18 protein-coding genes are annotated in these 25612 nt (G+C 36.2%); 10 read left to right on the top strand and 8 right to left on the bottom strand.

From position 1 onward, the window contains the following. Positions 1-12: 12 nt before the first annotated feature. From FLS47_RS02165 to nagA, 3 genes are all read right to left on the bottom strand, one after another. A complete protein-coding gene (locus FLS47_RS02165; RefSeq protein WP_223225094.1) occupies positions 13-3105 on the bottom strand; it encodes a SusC/RagA family TonB-linked outer membrane protein in 3093 nt (1030 codons plus the stop codon). Positions 3106-4030: 925 nt separating this feature from the next. After that, positions 4031-5662, bottom strand: coding sequence for a glycoside hydrolase family 10 protein (locus FLS47_RS02160; RefSeq protein ID WP_149912758.1), 1632 nt, complete (start codon positions 5660-5662; stop codon positions 4031-4033). Positions 5663-5749: 87 nt separating this feature from the next. Further along, positions 5750-6862, bottom strand: a complete 1113-nt coding sequence (gene nagA, locus FLS47_RS02155; RefSeq protein ID WP_149912757.1) for an N-acetylglucosamine-6-phosphate deacetylase — start codon at positions 6860-6862, stop codon at positions 5750-5752. Positions 6863-6944: 82 nt separating this feature from the next. Between nagA and FLS47_RS18860 the strand changes: the two genes are divergently transcribed. From FLS47_RS18860 to lipB, 7 genes are all read left to right on the top strand, one after another. Further along, on the top strand, positions 6945-7061 hold the full coding sequence (locus FLS47_RS18860; protein WP_317131674.1) for a DUF6728 family protein: 117 nt from the start codon (positions 6945-6947) through the stop codon (positions 7059-7061). 2 nt (positions 7062-7063) lie between these two features. Further along, a complete protein-coding gene (locus FLS47_RS02150) occupies positions 7064-7450 on the top strand; it encodes a RidA family protein (protein WP_149912756.1) in 387 nt (128 codons plus the stop codon). A gap of 161 nt (positions 7451-7611) precedes the next feature. Then, a complete protein-coding gene (locus FLS47_RS02145) occupies positions 7612-8607 on the top strand; it encodes a hypothetical protein (protein WP_149912755.1) in 996 nt (331 codons plus the stop codon). A 393-nt stretch (positions 8608-9000) separates the two neighbouring features. Continuing rightward, entirely contained in the window at positions 9001-11106 is a 2106-nt protein-coding gene (gene recG, locus FLS47_RS02140; protein ID WP_149912754.1) for an ATP-dependent DNA helicase RecG, read from the top strand. A gap of 49 nt (positions 11107-11155) precedes the next feature. Then, positions 11156-12481 (top strand): mechanosensitive ion channel family protein, encoded by a 1326-nt coding sequence (locus tag FLS47_RS02135; RefSeq protein WP_149912753.1) that lies wholly within the window; start codon positions 11156-11158, stop codon positions 12479-12481. A gap of 147 nt (positions 12482-12628) precedes the next feature. After that, entirely contained in the window at positions 12629-13822 is a 1194-nt protein-coding gene (gene hflX, locus FLS47_RS02130) for a GTPase HflX (RefSeq protein WP_149912752.1), read from the top strand. A gap of 2 nt (positions 13823-13824) precedes the next feature. Then, positions 13825-14520 carry a lipoyl(octanoyl) transferase LipB gene (gene lipB / locus FLS47_RS02125; RefSeq protein WP_149912751.1) on the top strand — a complete coding sequence of 232 codons (696 nt, stop codon included), beginning with the start codon at positions 13825-13827 and terminating at the stop codon, positions 14518-14520. On the opposite strand, the gene FLS47_RS02120 is transcribed toward lipB, so the two are convergent. From FLS47_RS02120 to FLS47_RS02105, 4 genes are all read right to left on the bottom strand, one after another. Then, a complete protein-coding gene (locus FLS47_RS02120) occupies positions 14502-15350 on the bottom strand; it encodes an MBL fold metallo-hydrolase (protein ID WP_149912750.1) in 849 nt (282 codons plus the stop codon). The genes lipB and FLS47_RS02120 overlap by 19 nt on opposite strands. Positions 15351-15423: 73 nt before the next feature. Continuing rightward, positions 15424-16851 (bottom strand): L-serine ammonia-lyase, encoded by a 1428-nt coding sequence (locus FLS47_RS02115; RefSeq protein ID WP_149912749.1) that lies wholly within the window; start codon positions 16849-16851, stop codon positions 15424-15426. A 111-nt stretch (positions 16852-16962) separates the two neighbouring features. Continuing rightward, positions 16963-18666 (bottom strand): glycoside hydrolase family 3 protein, encoded by a 1704-nt coding sequence (locus FLS47_RS02110; protein WP_149912748.1) that lies wholly within the window; start codon positions 18664-18666, stop codon positions 16963-16965. 98 nt (positions 18667-18764) lie between these two features. Further along, entirely contained in the window at positions 18765-19307 is a 543-nt protein-coding gene (locus FLS47_RS02105) for a TetR/AcrR family transcriptional regulator (protein WP_149912747.1), read from the bottom strand. 130 nt (positions 19308-19437) lie between these two features. Between FLS47_RS02105 and FLS47_RS02100 the strand changes: the two genes are divergently transcribed. Continuing rightward, positions 19438-22152, top strand: coding sequence for an outer membrane beta-barrel protein (locus FLS47_RS02100; protein WP_149912746.1), 2715 nt, complete (start codon positions 19438-19440; stop codon positions 22150-22152). Here FLS47_RS02100 and pncA read toward each other — a convergent pair. Beyond that, positions 22145-22735: a bifunctional nicotinamidase/pyrazinamidase gene (gene pncA / locus FLS47_RS02095; protein ID WP_149912745.1), complete on the bottom strand. Its 591-nt coding sequence runs from the start codon at positions 22733-22735 to the stop codon at positions 22145-22147. The two genes, FLS47_RS02100 and pncA, sit on opposite strands and share 8 nt — an antisense overlap. Before the next feature lie 245 nt (positions 22736-22980). Between pncA and FLS47_RS02090 the strand changes: the two genes are divergently transcribed. Beyond that, positions 22981-24345: a DUF4270 family protein gene (locus FLS47_RS02090; protein ID WP_149912744.1), complete on the top strand. Its 1365-nt coding sequence runs from the start codon at positions 22981-22983 to the stop codon at positions 24343-24345. A 3-nt stretch (positions 24346-24348) separates the two neighbouring features. Continuing rightward, positions 24349-25344, top strand: a complete 996-nt coding sequence (locus FLS47_RS02085) for a Kelch repeat-containing protein (protein WP_149912743.1) — start codon at positions 24349-24351, stop codon at positions 25342-25344. The last annotated feature ends 268 nt before the right edge of the window (positions 25345-25612 follow it).

Raw genomic sequence — 25612 nt, 5'->3', positions numbered from 1 at the left:
AAATCTAACCGGTTAATTTAATGTTAAACTAAATCCAACAGAAAAACCACGTGGATTAGGAATTGACCAGACATCATACCCCTCTCCTCCAGTTCCTCCAGCTGCAGCTGAAACCGTATTACCTACTGCATCAATCCCAGAATAGTTCGTCCAAGTCAGCAAATCATTTCCTACTGCATAGATATCCATAGCAGAGAACACTTTGCCCTTTGCCAATAGAGATTTTGGTAATCTATACGATAATCTCAACTCTTGTAGTCGTAAGTAATTAACATCTTTCTCTAACCAATCTTCATCGCCACCACCAAAAGTAGTCGCACCATATGCTCTATAATCTACAGCTATTGTGTTAAATGTTGGATTATCTGTATTCTCATTTCCGTCACGTAATACACCTTTAAATACAACAGGTCCACTTTCTCTTAAGCTTACTGATTCCCAACTAGTACCATTCGTCATCATTGTACGCTTAGTACCATTTACTACCGTTGCTCCCAATCTACCCGCAAATAACCCAGATAGACGAAAATCTTTATAGCTCAATGCCGTGGTCACTCCAAATCTCAATTTAGGCTCACGATTACCAATTACAGACCAAGTCGCCTTTGTAATTGGCAAACCTGTACTAGGACTTATCAAAACATCTCCCTGCTCATTTCTATCGTAGGCTAAACCTGTAAGTGTTGTGATTGGATTCCCAACCATAATACCATTACGAATATTACCTGAATTCCAAGTATATGCATTATAATATTCCGTCACGTTTTCTGGTAAGTAGAGTACTTCCGAATCACCTTGAGAAGCATTAATACCGACATTCCAAGTAAGCCCTTGAGCTTGCTTAATAATATCACCATCTAAGTGTGCCTCCCAACCCCAAGTTTTGAATGTACCCACATTCATATTGTTCAACACGAATCCTGTTGCATAGCTTAAACGAAATCCTTTAACTATCTGATCTGCATTGCGCGTCGTGAAGTATGTAAAACTACCATTTAATCTATTATTGAATAATCTAAAGTCCACACCAGCTTCCTTAGCTGTGGTCATCTCTGGTCGCAATTTTGGATTTGGCCCTGTAAAACCATACTTAAATCCACCACCCGATTGATCACTATATTCTAATTGAGGGTCAATTTCTAAAGGTCCTGCATCCTTACCTACCTGCGCAAGAGATCCACGTATCTTTATTTGGTTGATAGAAGAAATATCTTTTAAAAATTTCAAATCTGACACGATGAATGATCCTTCAATAGCAGGATAAAAATATCGATTATTAGCGACTGGCAAAGTAGAAGACCAATCATTACGCCCACGTAAAGTAATAAAAGCTAAATTATTGTAACCAAACTCAAACTGAGCTGATAATGCTTGGATTCTTCGTCTTGTATTACGTTGTGAACTTGTCTGTGATAACGGATCTGTATTATTAATAGACTGAAAATCAGGAACCAAGAATTTCGTGCCGTATGTAGCAGATCGTGTTACCCTATTTTCCAATTGGTGATAACCAACTTGTCCAGAGAACGATAATTTATCTTGTAAGAATTTATCATTATATCCCGCTAAAATATTAATTGTAGGATCAGAGAAATTGGATTGTACAAGGTTAAATTGTCCCTCACCTGCATTCTTATTCGCATAATATGGATGTGTAGATGTTTCAAAAGTCTGCATACCTACATCCCATCCTACCTGCGCTCTCAAGAAAGCATTTTCTATAGGAGTAAAGTTCATGGATACGTTACTTAAAAAACGATCTGACTTATCATAGAACTTGTTTTTATTCATTGCAAACAATGGGTTTAATAAGTCTTCATCAACATAGTAATCAGGCTTTTTCATATGACTACCATCTGGCGCATAATAAATACTCATGTCGTCGACTATAGGCCATAACATTGCACGATACAAAGGACCATCCGTTCCTCTTAATACTTTATCATTATCTGTTTTCGTATATTGCATAGAACCATCAAACTTCAAGTAAGGAGTAACAGTAGCCTGACCTGACAAACTAAGATTTGTGCGATCATATGCTGTTGATTTTAGCACCCCTTTTTGATTCAATTGGGAGAATGCTCCACGTATAGTTGCCTTTTCCGATCCTGCATCAACAGAAATATTATGTCTTTGTTGCGCGCCTGTTTGTAATATTGATGCGATATTATCGTATAATTTCATACCATCTGGATATAACCCTCCAAATCGCGATGTATAGTAGTAATTTGTTGTACCATAGTTACCATTCGCATATTTTGTTTGCATATCTGGATATCCGTAAGCCTCATCCCACTTAAAGTAATTACCATACGTAATAGTACCTTTTCCTGCTTTACCTTTTTTAGTGGTTATAATGATCGCTCCATTGGAGGCATCAGAACCATATAAAGCTGCAGCTGCCGCTCCTTTCAATACCGTAATCGATTCGATATCCTCCGGATTAAAATCATTACCTCTCGAGGAATAATCTAAGTTTCTAACAGAATAAGTACTACCCCCAGCTCCCGCCATGCCTATTGGATCAAACGATGAGTTGTTCATAGGAACCCCATCTACAACGTATAATGGTTGGTTATTACCCGAAATAGACGTGATATTTCTTAACACAACAGTAGTCGATGACCCTGGTGCCCCCCCGGTAGACGTCACATTTAGACCTGGCACACGACCAGCTAATGCAGAAACAAAATTCTCCCTTCCAGACTCACTTATTGTCTCTCCGTCAATATGTTGCACGGAAGAACCGACGGCTCTTGCCACGCGCTTCATTCCGAATTCCGCAGTAACTAAGACTTCATCAAGTGCGGCCTCTGTACTTTGTAAAATCACATTGTACACTGTTCCATTACCTACAGTCTGTAGTGTTTCTTTACTGCCAACGGCTCTGAACAACAATTTTTCCCCTGGCGCAGCTTGAATAGTAAAAGATCCATCTGCATTGGTTGCTACAGAACGATTGGTTCCTTGAACCACAACTGTAACGTTACTCATCGCATCTCCCGTCGAAGAAGTAACTTTACCAGAAATTGATTTTTGTTGAGCCATCAAACAGGATGCATATACTGCTACCCCGAAAAATGTGAGAAGTAATCTTCTTTTCATGTTTGATAGTTTATTATAGTGAATTGATTAGTATCCTATTTTATAAACAAAAAAATCAGAAACAATAATACCGCATAAAAAGGCATTCGATTAAATCATTTAAATTAGTATAACGAGTACTGAAATGTGGTTTTATATATTGTTCCTATAGGTTATAATATTGGGTAGATAAATTTTATACAATATTTATTACAACAAGTCTAATTAAAAAAATGCAGATTTAATAATTTTTTTAAAAAAATCAGAACAAAAACGCATAAACATCAATTTCCCACGAAATATTATGTAACAAATAAGTTTTTCACATGGATATAATTCGGATAGGAGAACGAAAAAAAATCCGTACAAATTTCCAAAGCAGCGTACCTACCGATTGGTATTCGACGCTTAATTAAATTTTAACTCAAACTCGCTTATATTCTGCACATAAAAACGAGTATCACAGAGGGTTAAGATAATCGATGCAAAGGACTGTTTTTAGCATCCCATTTTGGCTGTATGTCAATAATTTTTCCTTGTGTTTGTCCATCCATTATCTTTTACTTTTTAATTATCCCAATAAAATGGCTACCTTCCCCATAGCCTTCGGCTTCCCCACTATTCTTTTATAGATAGGTTCATAAGCCTTATCAAATTTGTTCATTCTATATGTCATCAGGTATTGTCATGTATGGATTCTTATTTACCGTATAGGAAATTAGTTTACGTTGTACCTAGTTCTTTTGTGTAGTTTCTGTCCGTCTAACCGATAGTTTACCTAATGCTTCCTTAGGATTCCACCTCACGATGGACACCCTTGCCTTCGGCTAACACCATCTGTAATGGCGTGTTCGGGACTTACACCCTAGAGTTATCGCACATGCCAGGCGTACAACAACAAAAGGTCAGAATTTTCATTCTGACCTTTTGTTAAATTTCTACTATTTTAGAATACCTTTACTTCATATTCACTTTCATTACCTAATCGATCGACAGCTTTAACTGCAATTGCGGATAGCTTTTCGCCGCTTTTATTACTTGCAAATTCCTTAGCAGAAATATTGCTATCTACAATATCCCATTCCCACTCACTACCGTATTTTGCAAATACAATAAAATGTCTCACCTGTTCTGGTTGTTGGTGTAGCCACTTCGCAAATACTTTTCCTTTTTCAGGAGTAACTAACAATGTAGGAGCTAATAAAGGATTAGCTTTTAACCAAGGAGACTTTGGTACTAAGGATTTCTGTTTATAAGGTCCATTATTAAGTGTAGGCAACATTTCTGCATTTTTTGTCAATCCAGCGATGCTCCAATGTACTACACCAGGACTTTTAGGAACTATTGAACGAGTTGCGTTGATTTGGTTGACGATTTCTGTCGGTTTGTGTGCAGCTTTAACTTCTACTGTATTTAAACCTGGCCACAAATGTCTTTGGAAAGTATTTTCAGATTCCCACCATTTCAATAAAGCTGTAAAACTTTGTCTCGCAGGCTCGATTGGCCAATACAATTGTGGTGTAAAATAATCTATCCACCCTTTGTTTAACCATAATTTTGCATCAGCATACAATTCATCGTATTGCGAAGAACCTGTTACTCCAGCAGGATAACCTGGTTTCCAAATACCGAATGGACTTAAACCAAATTTTACAAATGGTTTTTCGGCTTTAATTTCTTTATAAATACGTTCGATGAAGTTATTCACATGCGATCTTCTCCAATCTCCTCGTGACAACTCGCCACCATTAGCTTTGTAAACATTCCAAGTTTTAGAATCTGGGAAATCTGCGCCACCATTATAACTTGCATACGGGTAGAAATAATCATCAAAATGTACGCCGTCTATATCATAACGTGTCACGATATCATTCACCACACGAGATGCATGATCTTGCGTACGTTTGTCCGCTGGATCAAACCAATACATACCATTCTTTAAACGAACAATGTAATCCGATGCCGTATTCACCATAGATTTAGACGTCACTTGACCACCATTAGTATGGTGAGCACGGTATGGATTCAACCAGACATGCAATTCCAGGCCACGTTTGTGTGCTTCTTCCACCCAAAATTCTAATGGATCATAATATGGTTCGGGACGCTTACCAATTTCGCCCGTCAAGAAGTAAGACCAAGGTTCAAATTTACTATCGTATAAGGCATCCGATGACGGACGAACTTGAAAAATAACAGCATTGAAGTTGTTATTTTTTAATATATCCAAAAGATGAATAGCTTCTTCTTTTTGCTGAGCAGTTGTCAAATTACGCTTTGAAGGCCAATTTATGTTTGCAACAGTTGCAATCCATGCAGCACGAAATTCGCGCGGAACCTCAGGTAATTGCACTTTAATTTTTTCTTCTTTTTTAGGTTCTTCTGCTTTTTTCCTTGGTTCTGAAGCCACTGAAGTTGCAGTAGTTTGCGGTAATACTGGATTTTTTTCTTTTACAACTTCAACTCCCGATGAATGTGTTGCAGCTTTCAATTCTTTCGATTTTCGGGATTTGCACGACACAGCAATAACAACAATAAGGCATAAAAATGCTATAGTACGTAATACATTTATTCTCATAGGACACAAAACTACTGTATATACTTTTATTTTTTACATTGTATATGTTAAAAGTACGTTTGGCAATATTTTTTTTACGTTCAAAGATTATTCTACTAGCTTACCTTCGAAATAAACCGCATCTACATTGAAATCTGCATCAAATACTAGCACATTTGCTACTGATCCTTCATCCAAACGTCCTAAATCTTGACGTTCAATCAAATTAGCCGGATATAACGTAGCCATTCTTAATGCTTCATCTAACGGAATATTGACTTTTTGCACACAATTTTGAACTGCTTTAAGCATAGTAAGCGCCGAACCAGAAAGCGTACCATCTGGCAAAACATAGTGATCTCCATTCAAAATATGGTGATAAATATCTTTCTCACATATCGCTACAGCGTCGGTAATCAAGAAAAGACGTTCTTTCATTATTTCTTTACTAATCTTTACCGCTTCATAATCCACATGAATTCCATCGACAATTATAGAAGCGCTAACAGACGAGTGTGTATAAGTCGCTCCTGGCAATCCGACATTACGGTGATGAAGTGGAGACATGGCGTTCCAAAGATGTGTAACAGTTTTTATTCCTTTATCAAAGGATAATTTTGCTTGTTCGAAAGTTGCGTTACTATGTCCTGCACTTAACAATATATTTTCTGCTTGCAGGTATGCCATGCATTCATCTTGCATCAACTCAGGGGCAACGGTAATCATCTGAACAGCTCCATTATTATTGGCTAAAAGATCTTCCAAAATTGGCAATGTAGCTTCTTTAATCAACTCTGCTGGATGCGCCCCTCGTTTACTTGGATTAAGAAACGGACCTTCCAGATGCAACCCCAGAGAGACTTTTGGTTCAGCAGTTTGATAAACTTTAATAGCTTTTTTAAAAAGATCGATGCTATTGGTAGCCAAGGTCAGGTAAAATGAGGTACAACCTTGTCTTAAAAGCAACTTTTCAATTTGATGTATAGACTCGATTGTTAATTCTGCTGAATACAACTGATCTCCAGCACCATATATTTGCAAGTCAATCAAGCCAGGACAGATATTTTTGCCTTCAACATCAATTTTTTCATAATCGGCAGGAATAGCATGGTCTTCTATTACTGCTGATATTTTCTCGTCCTCGATTAGTAATGCTTTGTTGATAAAAGTATTTTTACCTGTATATATAATACCATTGGTTAATGCAATTTTGCTTTTCATAATGTTGCAATAATACTAAAAGCTTTTGGAATTTGTATTTACACCTGTTGGATTGTAACTTAGACCAATCATAGTTTTAGAAATGAAAAAAGCGGACAATACTAAACCAACTTCCATACGCGTAATGTATATTATCAACGCGATTGCTATCATTCTATTTCTACTCGGAATTATTTATAAAATATTTATAGACAAATAATCATGTCACAAAAAGTTATTATCAATACAGACAAAGCCCCTGCGGCTATTGGGCCTTACAATCAAGCCATAAAAGCAGATAAAACATTATTCGTATCCGGACAGATTCCTTTGATTCCAGAAACGATGGAATTAATTAATACAGGAATTCAGGACGAAACACACCAAGTGTTTAAAAATATCCAAGCCATTCTAACAGAAGCAGGTTATGCTTTCGAAGATGTGGTAAAAGCTTCTATCTTCCTAAGCGATATGGGTGATTTTGCGGCTGTGAATGAAATTTATGCACAATACTTTACAACAAATCAACCTGCACGTGAATGTGTAGCGGTGAAGACATTACCGAAAAACGTAAATGTAGAAATCTCTGTAATTGCTTGGAAAGCATAACCAAAACATACTTTTCTGAAAAGCTGCTTTGTTTCAACACCAAAGCAGCATTTTTATTTTTTCTACTTTTTCTAAAAAAATCTCTTCTTCCCCGGTAACAAAAAAATAAACCTGTTGATATACTATTGAAACTGATTGTAAAACATTTAAAATTCAATAGTATGAAAACGAAATTAAACTCAAAATTATTTGCACTTGTAGCTTGTGCAACTATTACATTCTCATCATGTAAAAATGAAACAGAATCTGTATCATTACTAGCAAACCCATCTGCTGTAGGCTTCGCTGATCTTCGCAAAAATGCATTAGCAGACATTACACTTTCTAAAGCTTTTAAAGCTGAAGATGGAATTACTTTTGAAACAGATAAAGGAACAGAAGTAAGAATCTCACCTAACTGTCTGAGAGACAACATTGGAAATGTGGTGACTGGTGATGTGAACCTTTCCTTTGTAGAAATGTATGACCGCGGCAATATGACCGCGACAAACAAACCATTGATGGGTAAAAATAGCACTGGAGAATTATTACCATTGGTGACTGGTGGTCAATTTAATATTGAAGTAACGAAAGGAAATCAAAAATTAAGATCAGGATGTCCATTCTTTGTTGATATTCCAGCGACTCTTACAGGTGGAATCGACCAAGACATGAAACTTTGGAGGGGTAATATTGATGAAGAAGGAGAACTTGCTTGGGATGAAGTGAAGCGTGATGCTGGAGGCCAGGGTAAAGAAGCGGGTATCAATGTAAATACTGAAGCAGCCACTTATCAAGTATGGGCTTCAGAATTTGGCTGGACAAATGTAGATCGTTTCTATAACGACTCTAGACCAAAAACTCAAATCAAAGTTACTGTTCCTGCACAATATAATATGTCTAATGCAGCGGTATACCTATCATATGAAGGTGAACGAAATGTATTAGCACGTTTGGATACATATGATTCAGTTGAGAAGTTCTTTAGCGAGCATTACGGTTACATCCCTGTCGGGCTAAATCTTCATGTGATATTCACTTCTGAAAGCAATGGATCATTGGTATACGCAATTAAAAAAGTAACGATTGTTGATAATAGTGTAATCAATTTCTCTGAAAGTGATTTGGACATTACTTCAAAATCTAACTTGGTAAATATTATTAATAATTTGAACTAATCCCAATATATAATAGTATCATTTAGTGAGAGCCATTCTTCGGAATGGCTTTTCTTTGTAGCAATGTACCTTAAATTTCGTTTTATAAATCATTACATTGACACACCTTGCTCTAATGTCAATGATTGGCAAGGGGTAATTCTATATAATGGTGAAAACAAAGAAGCTATAGCTATAAAAAACACCGATAATAGTTTTTACCAAAAAATCTCACTCTATAATCAATTAAATAGTAGAAAATTAATATTTGAAATTAAACAGTTCCCACAGATACATAACAAAAAAATCATTCTTAACTGCGAGAACAGAAGAATAAAGGCAGAATTTGAATAATGTTAAAAGTAAATCAAAGATTTACCTCTAATATTTTTTGTAATTTAGCCATTCTTAGGAATGGCTGATTTATCTTTAATTACTCCCATAGAATACCTCAAAGGTGTAGGTCCTCAAAAGGCCGATGTACTCAAAAAAGAGTTGCAGCTATTTACTATTGGTGATTTATTGCAATATTATCCATTTCGCTATATTGACCGTACCCAATTTCACAAGATTCGTCAGTTGCATACCGATTTAATTGGTGCGCAGGTTTTAGGCCGATTAATTGAGTTAAAAGAAGTCGGTGAAAAAAGAGCAAAACGACTTGTCGGTATTTTCAAAGATGAAACAGGCTCGATGGAATTGGTTTGGTTTCAAAGCGTCACGTTTATACAGAAAAGCCTAAAAGTTGGGGCTGCTTATATTATCTACGGAAAACCAACGGAATTTAATGGTCAAATTTCCATTACACATCCCGAAATCGAATTGTACAATTCGCAAGAGAAGAAAATCGGTAATCTGACAATGCAGCCCGTCTATTCTTCAACAGAAAAATTGAAGAAATTCAATCTTGACACAAAGGGAATTCAACGATTGCAACAAACGGCACTTGAAACAACATACAGAAGTTTTAGAGAAACATTGCCTGACTATTTGGTCGATAAACACAATCTTTTACCCTATCCAAAAGCTTTACTTTCCATTCATTTTCCACAAAATGTGGATGATTTGAATGCTGCTATTCGAAGAATGAAATTTGAAGAATTATTCTTTATTCAACTTCGATTATTACGCAACAAACAACTAAATACGCAAAAATATAAAGGCCATCGATTCAATAAAGTTGGCGAAAAATTCAATACTTTTTTCAATACCAGATTACCATTTCCACTCACAAATGCACAGAAACGTGTAGTAAAAGAAATTCGTATTGACACCAATACAGGTGCGCAAATGAATCGCTTGGTGCAAGGGGATGTTGGTTCAGGAAAGACTGTTGTCGCGCTGATGAGTATGTTGATTGCAATTGATAACGGCTATCAAGCCTGTATGATGGCACCCACAGAAATTCTAGCTACACAGCATTACAATGGGTTGAAGGAATTGTTAGGTGAGGATATTTGCAATATCAAATTGCTTACGGGGTCGACTTCAACGAAAGAACGTCGAATAATCCACCAGGAACTGGAAGAAGGCACATTAGATATTTTAATTGGAACACATGCGTTGATTGAAGATAAAGTAAAATTCAAGAATATAGGTTTTGTGGTGATCGATGAGCAGCATCGTTTTGGTGTAGAACAGCGCGCAAAATTATGGCGCAAAAACACGATTCCACCACATATGTTGGTGATGACAGCCACGCCGATTCCACGAACTTTGGCGATGACGCTGTACGGGGATTTGGATATTTCTATTATTGACGAATTGCCAGCGGGTCGTAAACCAATTAAAACTGTTCATTTTTTCGAAAATCAGCGACTGCGTGTTTTTGGGTTTATGCGCGAAGAGATTGCCAAAGGTAGACAGGTCTACATCGTTTATCCGTTGATAAAAGAAAGTGAAAAGCTTGATTTATTGAATCTAGAAGCAGGTTTAGAAAGCTTACAAAAGGAATTTCCGCTTCCACAATTTAAAATCAGTATTGTGCATGGCAAAATGCCAGTGAAGGATAAAGATTTTGAAATGCAACGCTTCGTAAAAGGCGAAACGCAGATCATGGTAGCTACAACGGTAATTGAAGTTGGGGTGAATGTTCCGAATGCTTCAGTCATGGTCATTGAGAATTCCGAAAGATTTGGTTTATCACAATTACATCAATTGCGTGGTCGTGTAGGTCGTGGCGCTGAACAGTCGTTTTGTATTTTGATGTCTGGTAATAAGTTGAGCAAAGAAGGCCGTACGCGATTGGAAACCATGGTGCGTACGAATGATGGTTTTGAAATTGCCGAAGTGGACTTAGAATTACGTGGCCCAGGTGATATTTCAGGCACGCAACAATCAGGCGTATTAGACATGAAAATTGCTGATTTGGCTAAAGACCAAAAAATCTTAGCAGAAGCCCGAAATTCTGTTATTGAAATTTTTAAAACTGACTCCAATCTGGCCCTTCCAGAGAATCAAATTTTATTGAATTACTTAAACCAACGCAATCCTGGAATCTCTTGGGATAAGATTTCGTGACATTTCTATTTCAAGCGGCTATTATGGATTTCTTATATTTGTAAGGTATATGCAAAATCCAGATTTAACGAATATTGCGTCCGAGCAAATTCATGACATTTACCAAAAAACGTATAATTTGATTCTCTTTCTCGGTGGATCAGTCAAAGTAACACACGTTTTGACAACAATATCTTTATTGTTAGTTGTTCTTTTAATATTACTGATTGCGGATTTCGTTTTCAGAAAAGTTTTAAAAACTCTTTTTATCAAAATCATTAGCAGTTCCAAAACCATTTGGGATGACAAGCTTTTAGAAAACAAAGTCTTAGATGATTTAAGTCATTTGGTATTAATCGTATTCGCGCAGCAAACCGTTCCGCATTTATTTGTCGGCTTTCATTCTTTTGAGAATATTTTGATAAAATTCTTAGGTGTATTAGTTGTCATCGCTGTTTATAAACTCTCTAATGCTTTACTAAAAACGCTTAGAGACATATTAAAAACCTCAAAAGCTTTTTTTGACAAGCCCCTTGATAGTTATTTACAAGTCATTCAGATTTTCCTAATATTTGTTGTATTCACTGTTTCGTTTTCTATCATTACAGGTAATTCGCCGTGGTCATTTTTGGTTTCATTAGGTGCAGCTTCAGCCATTTTGATGTTGGTTTTCAAGGACACGATTTTAGGTTTTGTAGCAAGTATTCAAGTTTCTGCGAATGATTCTGTGCGCGTGGGGGACTGGATTGAAATGCAAAAATATGGTGCTGATGGCAGTGTTGTTCAAATAAATTTGAATAATGTGAAAGTTCAAAACTTCGACAAAACCATCGTCACACTTCCTACTCATGCCCTGTTAAGTGATTCATTCAAAAATTATCGTGGCATGCAGCAATCTGGCGGCAGACGAATTAAACGCGCAATTTTCATCAAGATATCTTCTATTCGCTATTTGAATACCGATGAAATCGAAGAGTTAAAAAAGATTCATTTACTAAAAGATTTTATAAGTACGCGCGAAGAAGAAATTGAGAAGTACAATGCATTACATGAGGTAGACCAAAGCGTGAAAGTAAATGGACGCAGAATTACGAATATTGGTTTATTTAGGGCATATATCGAAGCTTATTTAAAGAATAATAAGAATATTCACAAGGAATATCCACTAATGGTGCGTCATTTAGCACCAACGGAACATGGATTGCCACTGGAGGTATATGCTTTTACACAAGGCACAGAGTGGTTGTACTTTGAAGGCGTAATGGCGGATTTGTTTGACCATATATTCGCTGCTATCAAATACTTTCACTTGGAGATATTTGAACTTCCAGCTTCGGATGATTTAAGAGCTAGAGTAATGCAATTACCAAATTTCGATAAACATATTATCAACTAAGTTGTTAATATTTAAGATTTATTACGGCAAGGAATAGCGTCTACATTTTTATTTATTGCCATCTAAAAAACTATCTTTGTTTATCATATGTTAGGACAAAAGCGAAATTTTGAGTTCATTGTTCTTATATCAGTTTAAAAAATATTTATGTCGAAAAGATTCAAATTAGTAGATACAGCACCCAAGAAAGAAACAGCAATTTTAGTGTCGGTAATTACGCCTGATGTATCCGATCAAATGGCTCAAGATTACTTGACAGAATTGGAGTTTTTGGTTCAAACTGCAGGTGCGGAAACTGTAAAAGTATTCACGCAAAAATTGCAAAAACCAGAACACGCTACTTTTGTGGGAACAGGAAAATTAGAAGACATCAGGGAATATGCTGAAGCGGAAGAGGTGGATATGGTCATTTTTGACGATGAATTGACACCTTCGCAATTGCGTAATATTGAGCGTGAATTGAAACGTAAAATATTAGACCGCTCGAGTTTAATTTTGGATATTTTCGCGAGCCACGCACAGACAGCACAAGCAAAAACGCAAGTTGAGTTAGCGCAGTTGCAATACTTATACCCAAGATTAACACGTATGTGGACCCACTTGGAACGTCAGCGTGGTGGTATCGGTATGCGCGGTCCTGGTGAATCACAGATTGAGACGGATAGACGTATCATTTTGGATAAGATTTCCTTGCTAAAAGAGAAACTGAAAACCATTGATAAGCAAAACGCAACGCAACGCAAAAATCGTGGCGACATGATTCGTGTTGCCTTGGTTGGTTATACTAACGTCGGAAAATCGACAATTTTGAATATGATTTCAAAGGCTGAGGTTTATATCGAGAACAAACTATTTGCTACGTTAGATACGACAGTTAGAAAAGTAGTAATTGATAATCTTCCTTTTTTACTTTCTGATACTGTAGGTTTTATCCGCAAATTACCTCATCATTTGGTAGAATCTTTTAAATCGACACTAGATGAAGTGCGTGAAGCTGATGTTTTGATTCATGTGGTGGATATTTCACATCCGAATTTTGAGGATCATATTATAGCAGTAAATGAGACTTTGAAAGACATTAATGCGCTTGATAAACCTACTATCACTGTTTTTAATAAGATAGATGCGTTTAAACCAGCGGTCGAAGTCGACGAAAATGGTGAGGAAATAAAAGTGACGTTAGATGATTTTAGAAATTCTTGGATGGCTAAAAATTCGGATCCTGCGATTTTCTTATCTGCTACGAACAAAACCAACATCGAAGAATTTAAAGAAAAGCTTTACGAGATAATCTCTAAAATGCACAATGCACGTTATCCGTATAATAATTTGTTGTATTAGCAATGAACAAAAAAGTACAATTTATAGATTGGGGATTGGTAGATTACCAAGAAGCGTGGGATAGACAAGAGAAGGTATTTTCCGAAACTTTAGCTATAAAACAAGATAATAGAACAAATAATTTACAAAATCCGACACCGAATTATTTAATATTTACGGAGCATCCACATGTGTATACTTTGGGTAAAAGTGGACATGAAGAATATTTACTATTGGATGAAGAAGGATTAAAAGAAAAAGAAGCCAAATTCTACAAAATTAACCGTGGGGGTGATATTACGTATCATGGCCCTGGACAAATTGTAGGTTATCCCATCTTGGATTTAGATAATTTTTTCACAGATATTCATCTTTATCTGCGGACTTTGGAAGAAGCAATAATTTTGACATTAGCAGATTATGGGATTCAATCTGGACGTTATGAAGGTTTTACAGGCGTATGGTTGGATGCGGACAACGATAAAGCACGAAAAATTTGCGCTATGGGTGTACGTGCTTCACGCTGGGTGACTATGCATGGATTTGCTTTTAATGTGAATGCGGATTTAAATTATTTTGGAAATATTATTCCTTGTGGAATTGATGATAAAGACGTCACTTCCATGGAACGCGAATTAGGGAAAAAGCTTGATATGGTAGAAGTGAAAGAAAAGTTAAAGAATCATATTGCTGACCTTTTTCACATGGAACTAGTATAAACCTCTGTTTCACTATAAGTCAAAGTAGTTTGGACATAAATCGATGTTGAAGCTACTTTGATTTCTTTATGTTCAGAAATCTGATAAATTGGAGTTTCTTCAGTACGTGTTGCTATAGAGAACTGTATACCTTCACAATGTGGTCTAAATACAGAATCGACTAATTCTACTGTATTATTTTGTCCTGAAAGATGGCCTAAAATCAAATGTTTCAATCGCGGAGAACGATTCTCAAGTAACAATTCTAAGGCTGTAGTATTCGAAATATGTCCCCAACCGCTACGTATTCTGTTTTTTAAGAAATAAGAATACCGTCCATTTTGTAACATCTCTTCATCAAAATTACTCTCCAACAATAACACATCCGAATGTTGGATAACATGCTTTACATTGTCACAGCCCCTGCCCAAATCCGTCAGAATACTGACATTCACTTCTCCATCTGTTACCACAAAACTGCAAGGCTCTTTAGCGTCATGATATTTAGGAATTCCGATTACAGTTAGTTCACCAATTGACACACGATCATTAGGTTGAATGAAATTAATCAGATGTTCAGGCATATGCAGTTTCGACCCCTCGTAACTTCCCTTTGTAAGATAAACTGGAATCTGAAAACGCTTGCTAAAAACAGATAGACCGCGTATATGGTCGGTATGTTCATGCGTAATGAAAATAGCTTTGATGCTGCATGGGTCAATTCCTAAACGTTCCATGCGAATCAATATATGCTTCGTATTGATCCCAATATCAATTAATACCGCATCGTCGCCTTTAGCGACATAGTAGCAATTCCCATTAGATCCAGAAGCAATTGAGCAGTATTTCATATCGGGAACAAAGGTAAAGAAAAAGCTCTTGCCAAATGAGACAAGAGCTTTGAATTTTTTAAAGAGAGCAAAATTAACATTCTGGCAAGCTCAATGGAACTTTGACCGCTAATCCACCGTCTGCTGTTTCTTTGTATTTCACATTCATGTCTTGGGCTGTTTCCCACATGGTGCTTACGACAGCATCAAGACTCACTTTAGCTTTATCTGGATTCGATTGCAAAGCTAGCTGCGCTGCTGTAATCGCCTTTATTGCCCCCATTGTATTGCGCTCAATACAAGGAACTTGCACCAAACCACCGATTGGATCACAGGTTAATCCAAGGTGATGTTCCATCGCGATTTCTGCAGCCATCAGAACTTGTCTTTGTGAACCGCCTAGACATTCCGTCAATGCGCCTGCGGCCATAGCTGAGGAAACGCCAATTTCAGCCTGACAACCACCCATTGCTGCGGATATCGTCGCACCTTTTTTGAAAATAGAACCTATTTCGGATGCAGTCGCAATGAATTGGATGATCTTATTGTCCTCATAAGCATCATAGAACGCAACGAAATATTGCAACACCGCAGGAATTACGCCAGAAGCACCATTAGTAGGCGCTGTTACCACACGACCAAAAGAAGCATTTTCTTCATTAACAGCCAATGCAAAGCAACTTACGCAATCCAAGATATAACCAAAATCTTTACCTCCAGCACGAATAGCTTCGAGCCACGAATCGTAATCCGAATAAGTCCTGCCTTTTAGCATTCGCTTATTCAATTTCGCTGCTCTTCTTTCGACATTTAAACCTCCAGGCAATATCCCTTCGGTATGACAGCCTTTATAGATACATTCTTTAATGACTTGGAAAATATTTAGAATACCTTTGCGTGTTTCCTCTTCTGGACGCCACGACAATTCATTTTCCATGACCAATTCCGAGATCTTCAGACCTGTGCGCATACATGCACTAATTAATTGCTGCGCTGTATCTATAGGAAAAGGTAATTCTACCTCACTCAACACCGATACTGAATCATTCTCTTGCACAACAAAACCACCACCAATAGAATAATATGTTTCTGAAATAGCTTTCCCATTATTTAGAAAAGCTTGAAAAGTAACGGCATTGGGATGAAAAGGTAAGCTCTGGTCAAATAAAAAAAGTAGTTGTTCCGTAAAGCTAAACGAAATAGTTTTCTTACCACCAATAACCAACGAATTACTGGACTTAATATGCTCGACCTTTGGCAACACCTGATTGACATCAAAAGTAACGGGATCATCTCCGCTCAACCCCAGTAAGATAGCGATATCAGTGCCGTGACCTACTCCAGTTTTCGCAAGAGATCCATACAACAAAACAGTAATTTGGTCGACTTGATCAAGCGCACCCACTTCCTCCAACTTATTGACAAAACGTTGTGCAGCACGCCAAGGCCCCAAGGTATGTGAACTAGAAGGACCTATACCTATTTTGAACATGTCGAAAACAGAAATTTGCTCTGATGCCATAATCAACTGAATTTTTGTATTATATTTTGAAACAAAGTTAGGATTATAAATGACAAAAAAAAGCCAAGCTGATATTTCAACTTGGCTATTATATTTATGATTCTCGTCTAATTATAGCCCTTTACCATAAGTAAAGTTTTTGTCAATCGTAACCGGCAACTTACCTTTTGATTTAATGTCTTTTAAAATCACTTTTACTGCAGCTCTTTGCATGAAAGCTTCATTTTGATACCCCATCACAATTGATGCACTGCGGTCGACATTCACAGAAGTCAACGCATAAGGGTTTGTCAACATTACCGTGATAGTACGACGTCCAGCGATTTTATCGATAAAAGTTCTCACATCATCCGAAAAATCCAACGTAGGTCTTGGACGAGATCTATCATCATGTATAGCCAAAATAATTTGATCGTGGCTTCTTACTTCTTTTACTAAATCTGCTAATTGCGACTCCGTTTCTTTACCAGTAATGTAAATGTTTTTTACATTTGTCAATCTAGAGGCCAAACCTTTTTCAAAGTCTTGTGCTTTATTGATACCCACACTTACTACTACAGTTTCTTTTTTAGAATCAAAAGATTGGATACGGCGATTAGATTTTAATACCGTAACAGAAGCATCTGCCATACGTTGAATCAATGATTTAGTCTCTGGTCTATTCAAATCTTCAAAAACTCTATTTCTACTTGTTGGGGTGTATTTATCTAATCCAAGCCACAATTTAGCGGCTAAAATTCTTTTTACACGCGCATCAATATCTGCTTGTTTCAAACGTCCACTTTGAATTGATTTTTCAACCAACGCAATTGCTCTAGCACTATTTTCTGAAAGTTCTAACAAATCATGTCCAGCTTCAATAGCTAAAATATCGGCCTCTCCATTGGGAAAAAACTTAGTAACACCTTTCATATTCATTGCATCAGTTACAGTCAACCCTTTGAAACCCAACTCATTTCTCAATAAATCAGTAACAACTTTCTTAGAAATAGAAGAAGGTAAATTTGGTGTATTGTCTAAAGCTGGAATATCCATGTGACCAACCATTACCGCTGATGCTCCTTGTTTAATTAACTCTTTGAAAGGATAAATTTCCAATTCATTTAAACGCTGACGTGTAAAACTAAGCTTTGGTAAATCGTAATGTGAGTCAACGTCTGTATCGCCATGACCTGGAAAGTGTTTGATAGATGCCAATACGCCACCATCAATCATACCTTTCATGTAAGCCGCAGATTTTACAGTTACGTTTTCTTTGTTATCACCGAATGAACGAAATCCAATCACAGGATTTTTCGGATTGTTATTGATATCTACTGTTGGTGCGAAATTAAAATGTATGCCTAAGCGTAAGAAATCCTTTGCAGCATCTCTACCCATATCATATATTAGTGAGTTATCTTGCAATGCGCCTAAAGTCATTTGATATGGAAAAGATTGTGTTGAATCTGGTAAACGCATTCCTAATCCCCATTCTCCATCTATAGTAACTAACAAAGGAACTTTAGATACTTTTTGGTAATTATTAATCATATCCAAGTGACGCACTGGACCACCTTGAAATACAACCAATCCTCCAACCTGCTCATTTTTAACGACAGTACCTACTGAATCAATAAATTTTTGACCCAAATTCGTGTGTGCACGCACTAAAAACAATTGACCAATACGTTCTTTTGGAGTTAGACTATTAAATACTGAATCGACCCATTTGTGATTGCTGTTGATAAATTTCACAAAATCAGGTCTTTTCTGCGCCATTGCTCCATATGAAGTAAAAAGAGCTAGCGAAAAAGCTAAAATAGGTTTCAGCATAATGTTTTATTTATAAGTATATATGCACGAAAATATAATAATATTTCGATAATTCAATGTTTATGCAAAATTGTTACAGCAAAACGCACAAAAACGCACTATAGCAATTGATATTTTTGCTCTAAGAGCAAGGCTAAGTCTAAGGAATTTTCGATTTCACCGCAAGCCTCCTTTTTCCACAACATATCGATTACCAATAGCAAATACTGCGCCTCAATTTGGGGATTGGCGTAGCCCAATTCTCTAAAAGCCCGAATAATAATGGAATGTACAGGCTTCATAAATTGTTCATGTTGTGATTTTGAAAATGGGATATGCGATAGACGCTCTTGCAATTTCCAAAACATAGGCTCTTCGGCTACTAATTTGCTGGGTAAGAAAATCATATTTTTCAAAAAGTCCTTTGCACTTTTGTACGTCATCATGCCGCGATGATGTTGTAACACACGGCGGTAACCCGATTTAATAAGTTGCGCCAATAAGGTATCCTTATTCCCGAAATGTTTAAAAATAAGCGCCTCGGAAACACCAGCATTCGCTGCGATTTCTTTTGTAGATGTATCAGCATAACCATTTTTGGCAAACAACACTAAAGACGCCTCCAAAATCTTCTCTTTTCTACTTAACAGGGAACTTTTCATATAAACACGAACAATCAAGCAAATATATCTATTTTGATACAATATTTGAAGTTTAACGACTTTAAACTAATATTGTATCACATACCTAATTTCTACTGTGAAACCCATTATCAAACACCTGCTTATATTTTTGTTTTTAGGACTCGCTTATTCATCTGTTGCGCAACAAAAGATTAGTGGACGTATCGTGAATAGCGCAGATTCAACAGCAATAATGGGGGCTACAGTGCGACTGATTCCAATTAATCACAACTCAGTAATTCAATCCACATCTTCCGATAAATTAGGCAATTTTCTGTTTAACAACTTAAAAACAGGTAGCTACAATGTTAGTATTCAAGCATTGGGATTTCAACAGAAAATAACTCCGCTGCAAATCACTTCTTCGAAAAACGAAACTATAAGTATTCACTTGGAAACAGATAATATTGGTATCGATGAAGTAGTAATTAGTGCATCGCCTGCTGTTATTTTAAAGGGAGATACCATGGAATACGATGCCAACAAATTTGTAGCACGCGAATTTGCTGATGCAGACGAGGTCGTGTCACAAATTCCAGGTGTTTTGATTGATGAAGACGGCAATGTCACAGCACATGGAGAACAGGTAACACGTATAATCATCGATGGAAAAGAATTTTTCAGTTCAGATCCTAAGATTGCTCTTAAAACCCTCCCCGCTGATATCATTGCTAAGATCCAACTGATAGATGAGAAATCGGAGCAAGCTCGATTTTCAGGATTTGACGATGGGAAGAGAAATAAAGTCATAAATATTGTAACCAAACCCGACAAGAAAGTGGGCTTCTTTGGAAAGTCTGCCGTAAGTACAGGCAATAGCGATAAATTTTCTATCAATTCTTCAACAAATAGCTTCAATAAAGACAAGAAATATGCGATTAATCTATTAGCTAATAATATAAATGAAACCAATTTTGGAGAACAAGGTCGAGGTGGCGCAAGAAGAGGTAATAATAATACCGACCGAGGGCTGTCAGACACTTACGCTGGCGCAATTACTTTCAGCAATGTCTATCCAAAAACCAACATGGAATTGAGTTCTGATTATAGTTTCAATTCATCTACTACTGTAACCAATTCCTTATCCAATATTCAATATTTATCAGAAGGACAAGCCAATCAATTCAGAACACAAACCCAGTTATCCGACGCAAATAACACAGAGCATGTACTAAACGGAAGATTAAAATGGCAAATCGATTCCACCAATAGGTTTGACTTCACTCCAAATATTCGATATTCATATAGCAAACGCGAGAGCGCCACAGATTTTAACACGATCAATGTGAGCGAAAGCCCAATTAATAAATCCGTCCGATCTTCTGATGGTGATAATAATAATTTGAGTTACGGTGGATCTTTCACCTATATGCTGAAATTTAAAAAACAAGGCAGAACAGTATCAGTCAATGCCAGCGCAAATAAAAATTCCAATGATGCTCATGCATTAAATCTAGCCGTAACCGAATATTACAGAAATGCACTTTTGAACAGAATTGACACAAACAATAACACCAGTTCAACAAATGGGTATGGTTCAGGAATAAATAGCAGAATATCATTTACAGAAAGTATATCTCAATACAGTAGATTACAGGCGCAATATAATTTTCGAAATAATGCCTCTTATTCCAATAGGGAAACGTATGATTTTCTGGCAGAAACAGGGCAATCGGGAGAATTGAGAGATCGTCTATCCAATGAATTTCGTAATGATTTCAATTACCAAAGCGCTGGGATGTCTTACATATATGCACTCAAAGATTCCATTAGATTTCAGGTTGGCTTTCAATATCAGCATGGCGTACGCAAAAACGATAGAATAGTTCCTATTAACCTAAAGACTGTAGCAGATTTCTACAGCTTTCTCCCAGATCTATCCGCAAAATATAAGTTTTCACGAACGAAGGATTTAGAATTCAATTACAATACGCAAACCAATACGCCATCAATTAATCAAATACAAGATTTCATCAATAACCAAAACGAATTGCGTATCACCAATGGTAATCCAAATTTAAATCAAGAATACGCGCATAACGTACGATTACAATACAAAGATGTAAATAGAAAAACAGGTAGATCATTGACGACCAATGTGAACTTTGAATATACTCAAGACAAGATTATAAATAGCATATTACAAACAGATAGTAGTATTTTTCTTTTTGAAGATGTTCGACTTGGCGCAGGTGGCCAGTATATCCGACCTATCAATGCGGATGGAGCATACGCTGTTAGACTTAATAATAGTTACGGCGCTCCTATAGAGAAATTAAAAATTAACATCAATCTAAATACAAGGTTATATCTAAACAACGAATTGGCTGAAATCAATGATTTACCGATCAAAAATAAGACATTTGGATATGGACAAAGTGTTGGGTTGAATTCAAAGTTTTCAAAGAGATATATTATCGGATTATCCTACCATATTGATGGGCGTGAGACATCAAATATCATGACACAGACAGCACGTTATCATGTTCTAAATCAACGTTTGAGTAATAATATTTCGATTGAACCAATCAAAAACATAGTTTTCACGAGTAATCTTATGTACTTAAACAACGGTGGAATATTGGATTACCCGAATATCGAAACTATGATATGGAACGCTTCAATTGGGAAAAAACTATTTAAAAACAACAATGGTGAAATAACCTTGAAAGGTTTTGATTTACTCAATAAAGCACAAAATATTAGTCGACGTGTTACGGAAAATAATATCTCTGATGTGTCCTCAAACACGTTGAACCGCTATTTCCTGTTATCATTTACTTACAATTTAAGAAAGTTTGGTACTACTAATATATTTAAATAAATAGTCCTCCTTTTTGTAAAAACGATTCCTTCTTTCTCATATAAGCTTCCTTATCGATAGCCTTTGTTCCTTTTGAAATAATAGCTGTCTTATATCCTAAATCTAAAGCATCCATCGCGGTGAAGTAAACACAAAAATCTGCAGCCAGTCCGCAGACATGCACTTCCGAAACTTTTTTATCCTGCAAATACCCATGCAAACCAGTATTTCTGATTCGTTGGTTATCAAAAAAACCGCTATAGCTATCTGCTTTTTTATCTAACCCTTTTCGAAATATAGCATGAATTGAATTTGCAGCTAATTCTTTCGACAATTCAGCACCTTTAGTTCCCTGTACACAATGATTTGGCCACAGCGTTTGAGGATAGCCGTTCCATTCGATAACATCAAATATTTGGTGTCCCGCGTGCATAGCAGCAAAACTTTTGTGATCAGCGGGGTGCCAATCTTGCGTTGCTACAACGAGTTCGTAATTAGGAATTATTCTATTTATTAAAGGAATTATTTCGTCCCCATTCGAAACTTCTAAAGCACCACCTGGTAAGAAATCATTTTGAACATCGACTATAATTAGAGCTTTCATATGGTAAATTTTAAAATAAATATATAAACTTTAATTAGCTTCTTATGTCTATTTTAGCTTTATGACAATGTAGCAAACTAACTTATATTAACGTGTTATTAAGGTGCTTTTTATGGTTTTTCGAATCAGTAAAACAAAATTAAATTATTAGATTTGCACCTCGTATCTATATAGCGTAGATATTTAACATATTATAACACATTTAACAGTAGGTAATACTTACATTTGCATGTCAACTAATATATATGAGTCAATTTTTACAATTTAAATATTTTAATTTTCTGTCTATTTTTTCTGCATTACTTCTTTTGGGTAGTTGTAATAAAGAGATTAGTATTTCTCTAGATGAAATAGACGAAAACATTGCTGTAACTTTCATTGACTCTTTCACTGTTAGTACATCTGCTTATCAGCTAAACTATATGCCTGCCGCGGCTACTGGAACGGTGTTGGTGGGTAAGGTTAACATCAATGATTTGGGATCGGTAAAATCATCTTCATATTTAAAGCTGTCACTTGATTCATACACCGATAATATTCCAGAGAACGCTGTGTTTGATTCCGTAAATGTTGTATTGAAGCCAAATGCTGCAAAATATTATTATGGTGATACTACGCAAAATCAACAAATTTCTATTCATAAAGTAACACAAGAAATTGTCACTGAAAATATTCTAACCTCAATTGATAGCTATAATGCGCCAATTTATGTAACTGGACCTACCATTTTTGGAGACAAGAAATTCAATTACGAATCAAATGCACTGGGTACAACGACATTCAAACCTTATGTTCGTTCAATGGATACACTAAGTGTAAGAATTGATGACTCTTTTGGTAAAGATATTTTTGATAAAATCAACACCAACGACTTTAATGTTAATAACCTAGAAGCTTTTCAAAGCTATTTAAAAGGTATTGTTATAGTCCCAGGGGAGAACAATACAGCAGTGATTGGATTTAATGATACTTTGAATATTCAAATCAATTATTCATACATTGGTTCTGATGGATTTAAAGTAACAGGTAAAAAAGTTATTGTAAATAGCTCTCCTAATTTTCAATTCAATAACATTGAATTCGATCGTTCGGGAACGCCATTCGCTAATTTAAATGCTAATAATAGAGAATTGACATATGAGCAAACGGACAAAAAAGCTTACATTCAATCTGGCTCTGGTCTAGTAACAAAAATAAAAATACCATCGCTTAGAGAGTTTATGAGTAATGAAAACATAAGCGTTAATAAGGCAGAATTATTTGTTGAGACAGAATCCCTAAATTATGGGCCGTATTACGCTCCTTCGAGCTTAATGTTGATGGTGACTAACAAAAATGGCTTACCAGTTAATTTTGTTCCAACACCATTTACCACAACTATTCAACAGTCTGGATATATCGCAGGAAATGATGTGGGTGAAAATGGAAAATATGTATTTAACTTAATTGACTATTTGAAGAATATAAATTCAAATCAATATATTGATACTGACTTATTAATAACAACTGTATCTCCAAGCATATTTAGCACTGTCAATACGGCTAAAATCGCAAAGGAAAATGGAAAACCAAAGATTAAATTAAACATTGTATATACTAAATTCAAATAATTTATGAATAAGAAAAATTGGCTATGTATTGTTTTAGCCTGTGCTTTTACACTTTCAGCATTTAATTCTTGTAAAAAAGACGAAGACAACGATAACACTACTGACAACGGTCCTACTGAATGGGTTAGAGCATCTGCTTTCGATGGTGACCCAAGAAGTAATGCTGCTTCATTTCAGATTGATAATAAAGGATTTTTAGCAACTGGTATTTTAACAACAAATGAAAGAACGAAAGATGCATGGTCTTTCGAAAACAATGTTTGGAAACGTATTGCAGATTTCCCTGGTGCTGCTCGTAATGGTGCAGTAGGTTTTGCTATTGGTGAAAACGGTTATGTAGGATTGGGTTATGATGGAACAGAAGTATTGAAAGATTTTTATAAATACAATCCTTCAACAAATACTTGGACTCAAATTGCTTCATTGCCAGCTAATGCTGAAGCGCGCTATGGTGCTGTTGCATTTACATTAGGAAACCAAGCTTACGTTGGATTAGGTGCCACTAAAACTCAAAAAACATTAAAAGATTTTTGGAAGTATGATGCTACTACTGACAAATGGGAACCTGTAGGATCAGAGTTCAAACAAAAACGTGTAAACGCTTTTGCATTTGTTATCGGAAATAAAGCTTATGTAGGTGGTGGTTTTGATAATAACCAATATCCTGAAGACTTCTATTCTTTTGATGGCACAAAATGGAGCGATGAAGCGCCACTAAAAGATACTGACAACACGTATGATTTAACACGTCAAGGTGCTTCTGCATTTGTAATTGGTAATTTTGGATATGTTGTAGGTGGCAAAAAGAATGCTTCTTTGAACACTGTATGGAAATATGATCCTGCAGCTAGAAAATGGGAAAGTAAACACCAAGCTCTTCCGCAAAACGCTAGAGATGGTGCTGTAACTTATTCGATTGGCGGTAAAGGATATTTAGCAACTGGTGCTAATGGTTCAATGAAATTTGACGACAACTGGGTATTTACACCAGTTAGATAATCTATAAGATTTAAGAATTTGAAAAGGCTCTGCATGTAGTTGCAAAGCCTTTTTTTGGTTATTATATTTAAAAAAAATGAGGCCGTCTCAAAATAATTGAGGCGGCCTTTTTTAGTTTGACAGGAATTTGTCAGTGTTTAGCCACTGTGTGAGCTACAAGTTCATAATATTTCAATATTTTGTTTAAAACGATGAAAAAGCGGTCTTTTTAGGCCGCTTTCTTTCTTAAATTCTGTGCAATTGCCAATAATCCCCATTCTATGGACAC

The sequence above is a fragment of the Sphingobacterium cavernae genome, from assembly GCF_008520265.1.
Classification (GTDB): Bacteria; Bacteroidota; Bacteroidia; order Sphingobacteriales; family Sphingobacteriaceae; genus Sphingobacterium; species Sphingobacterium cavernae.
Note: the sequence above shows the minus strand (reverse complement) of the source record. Positions and strands in the feature narration are given on the sequence as shown.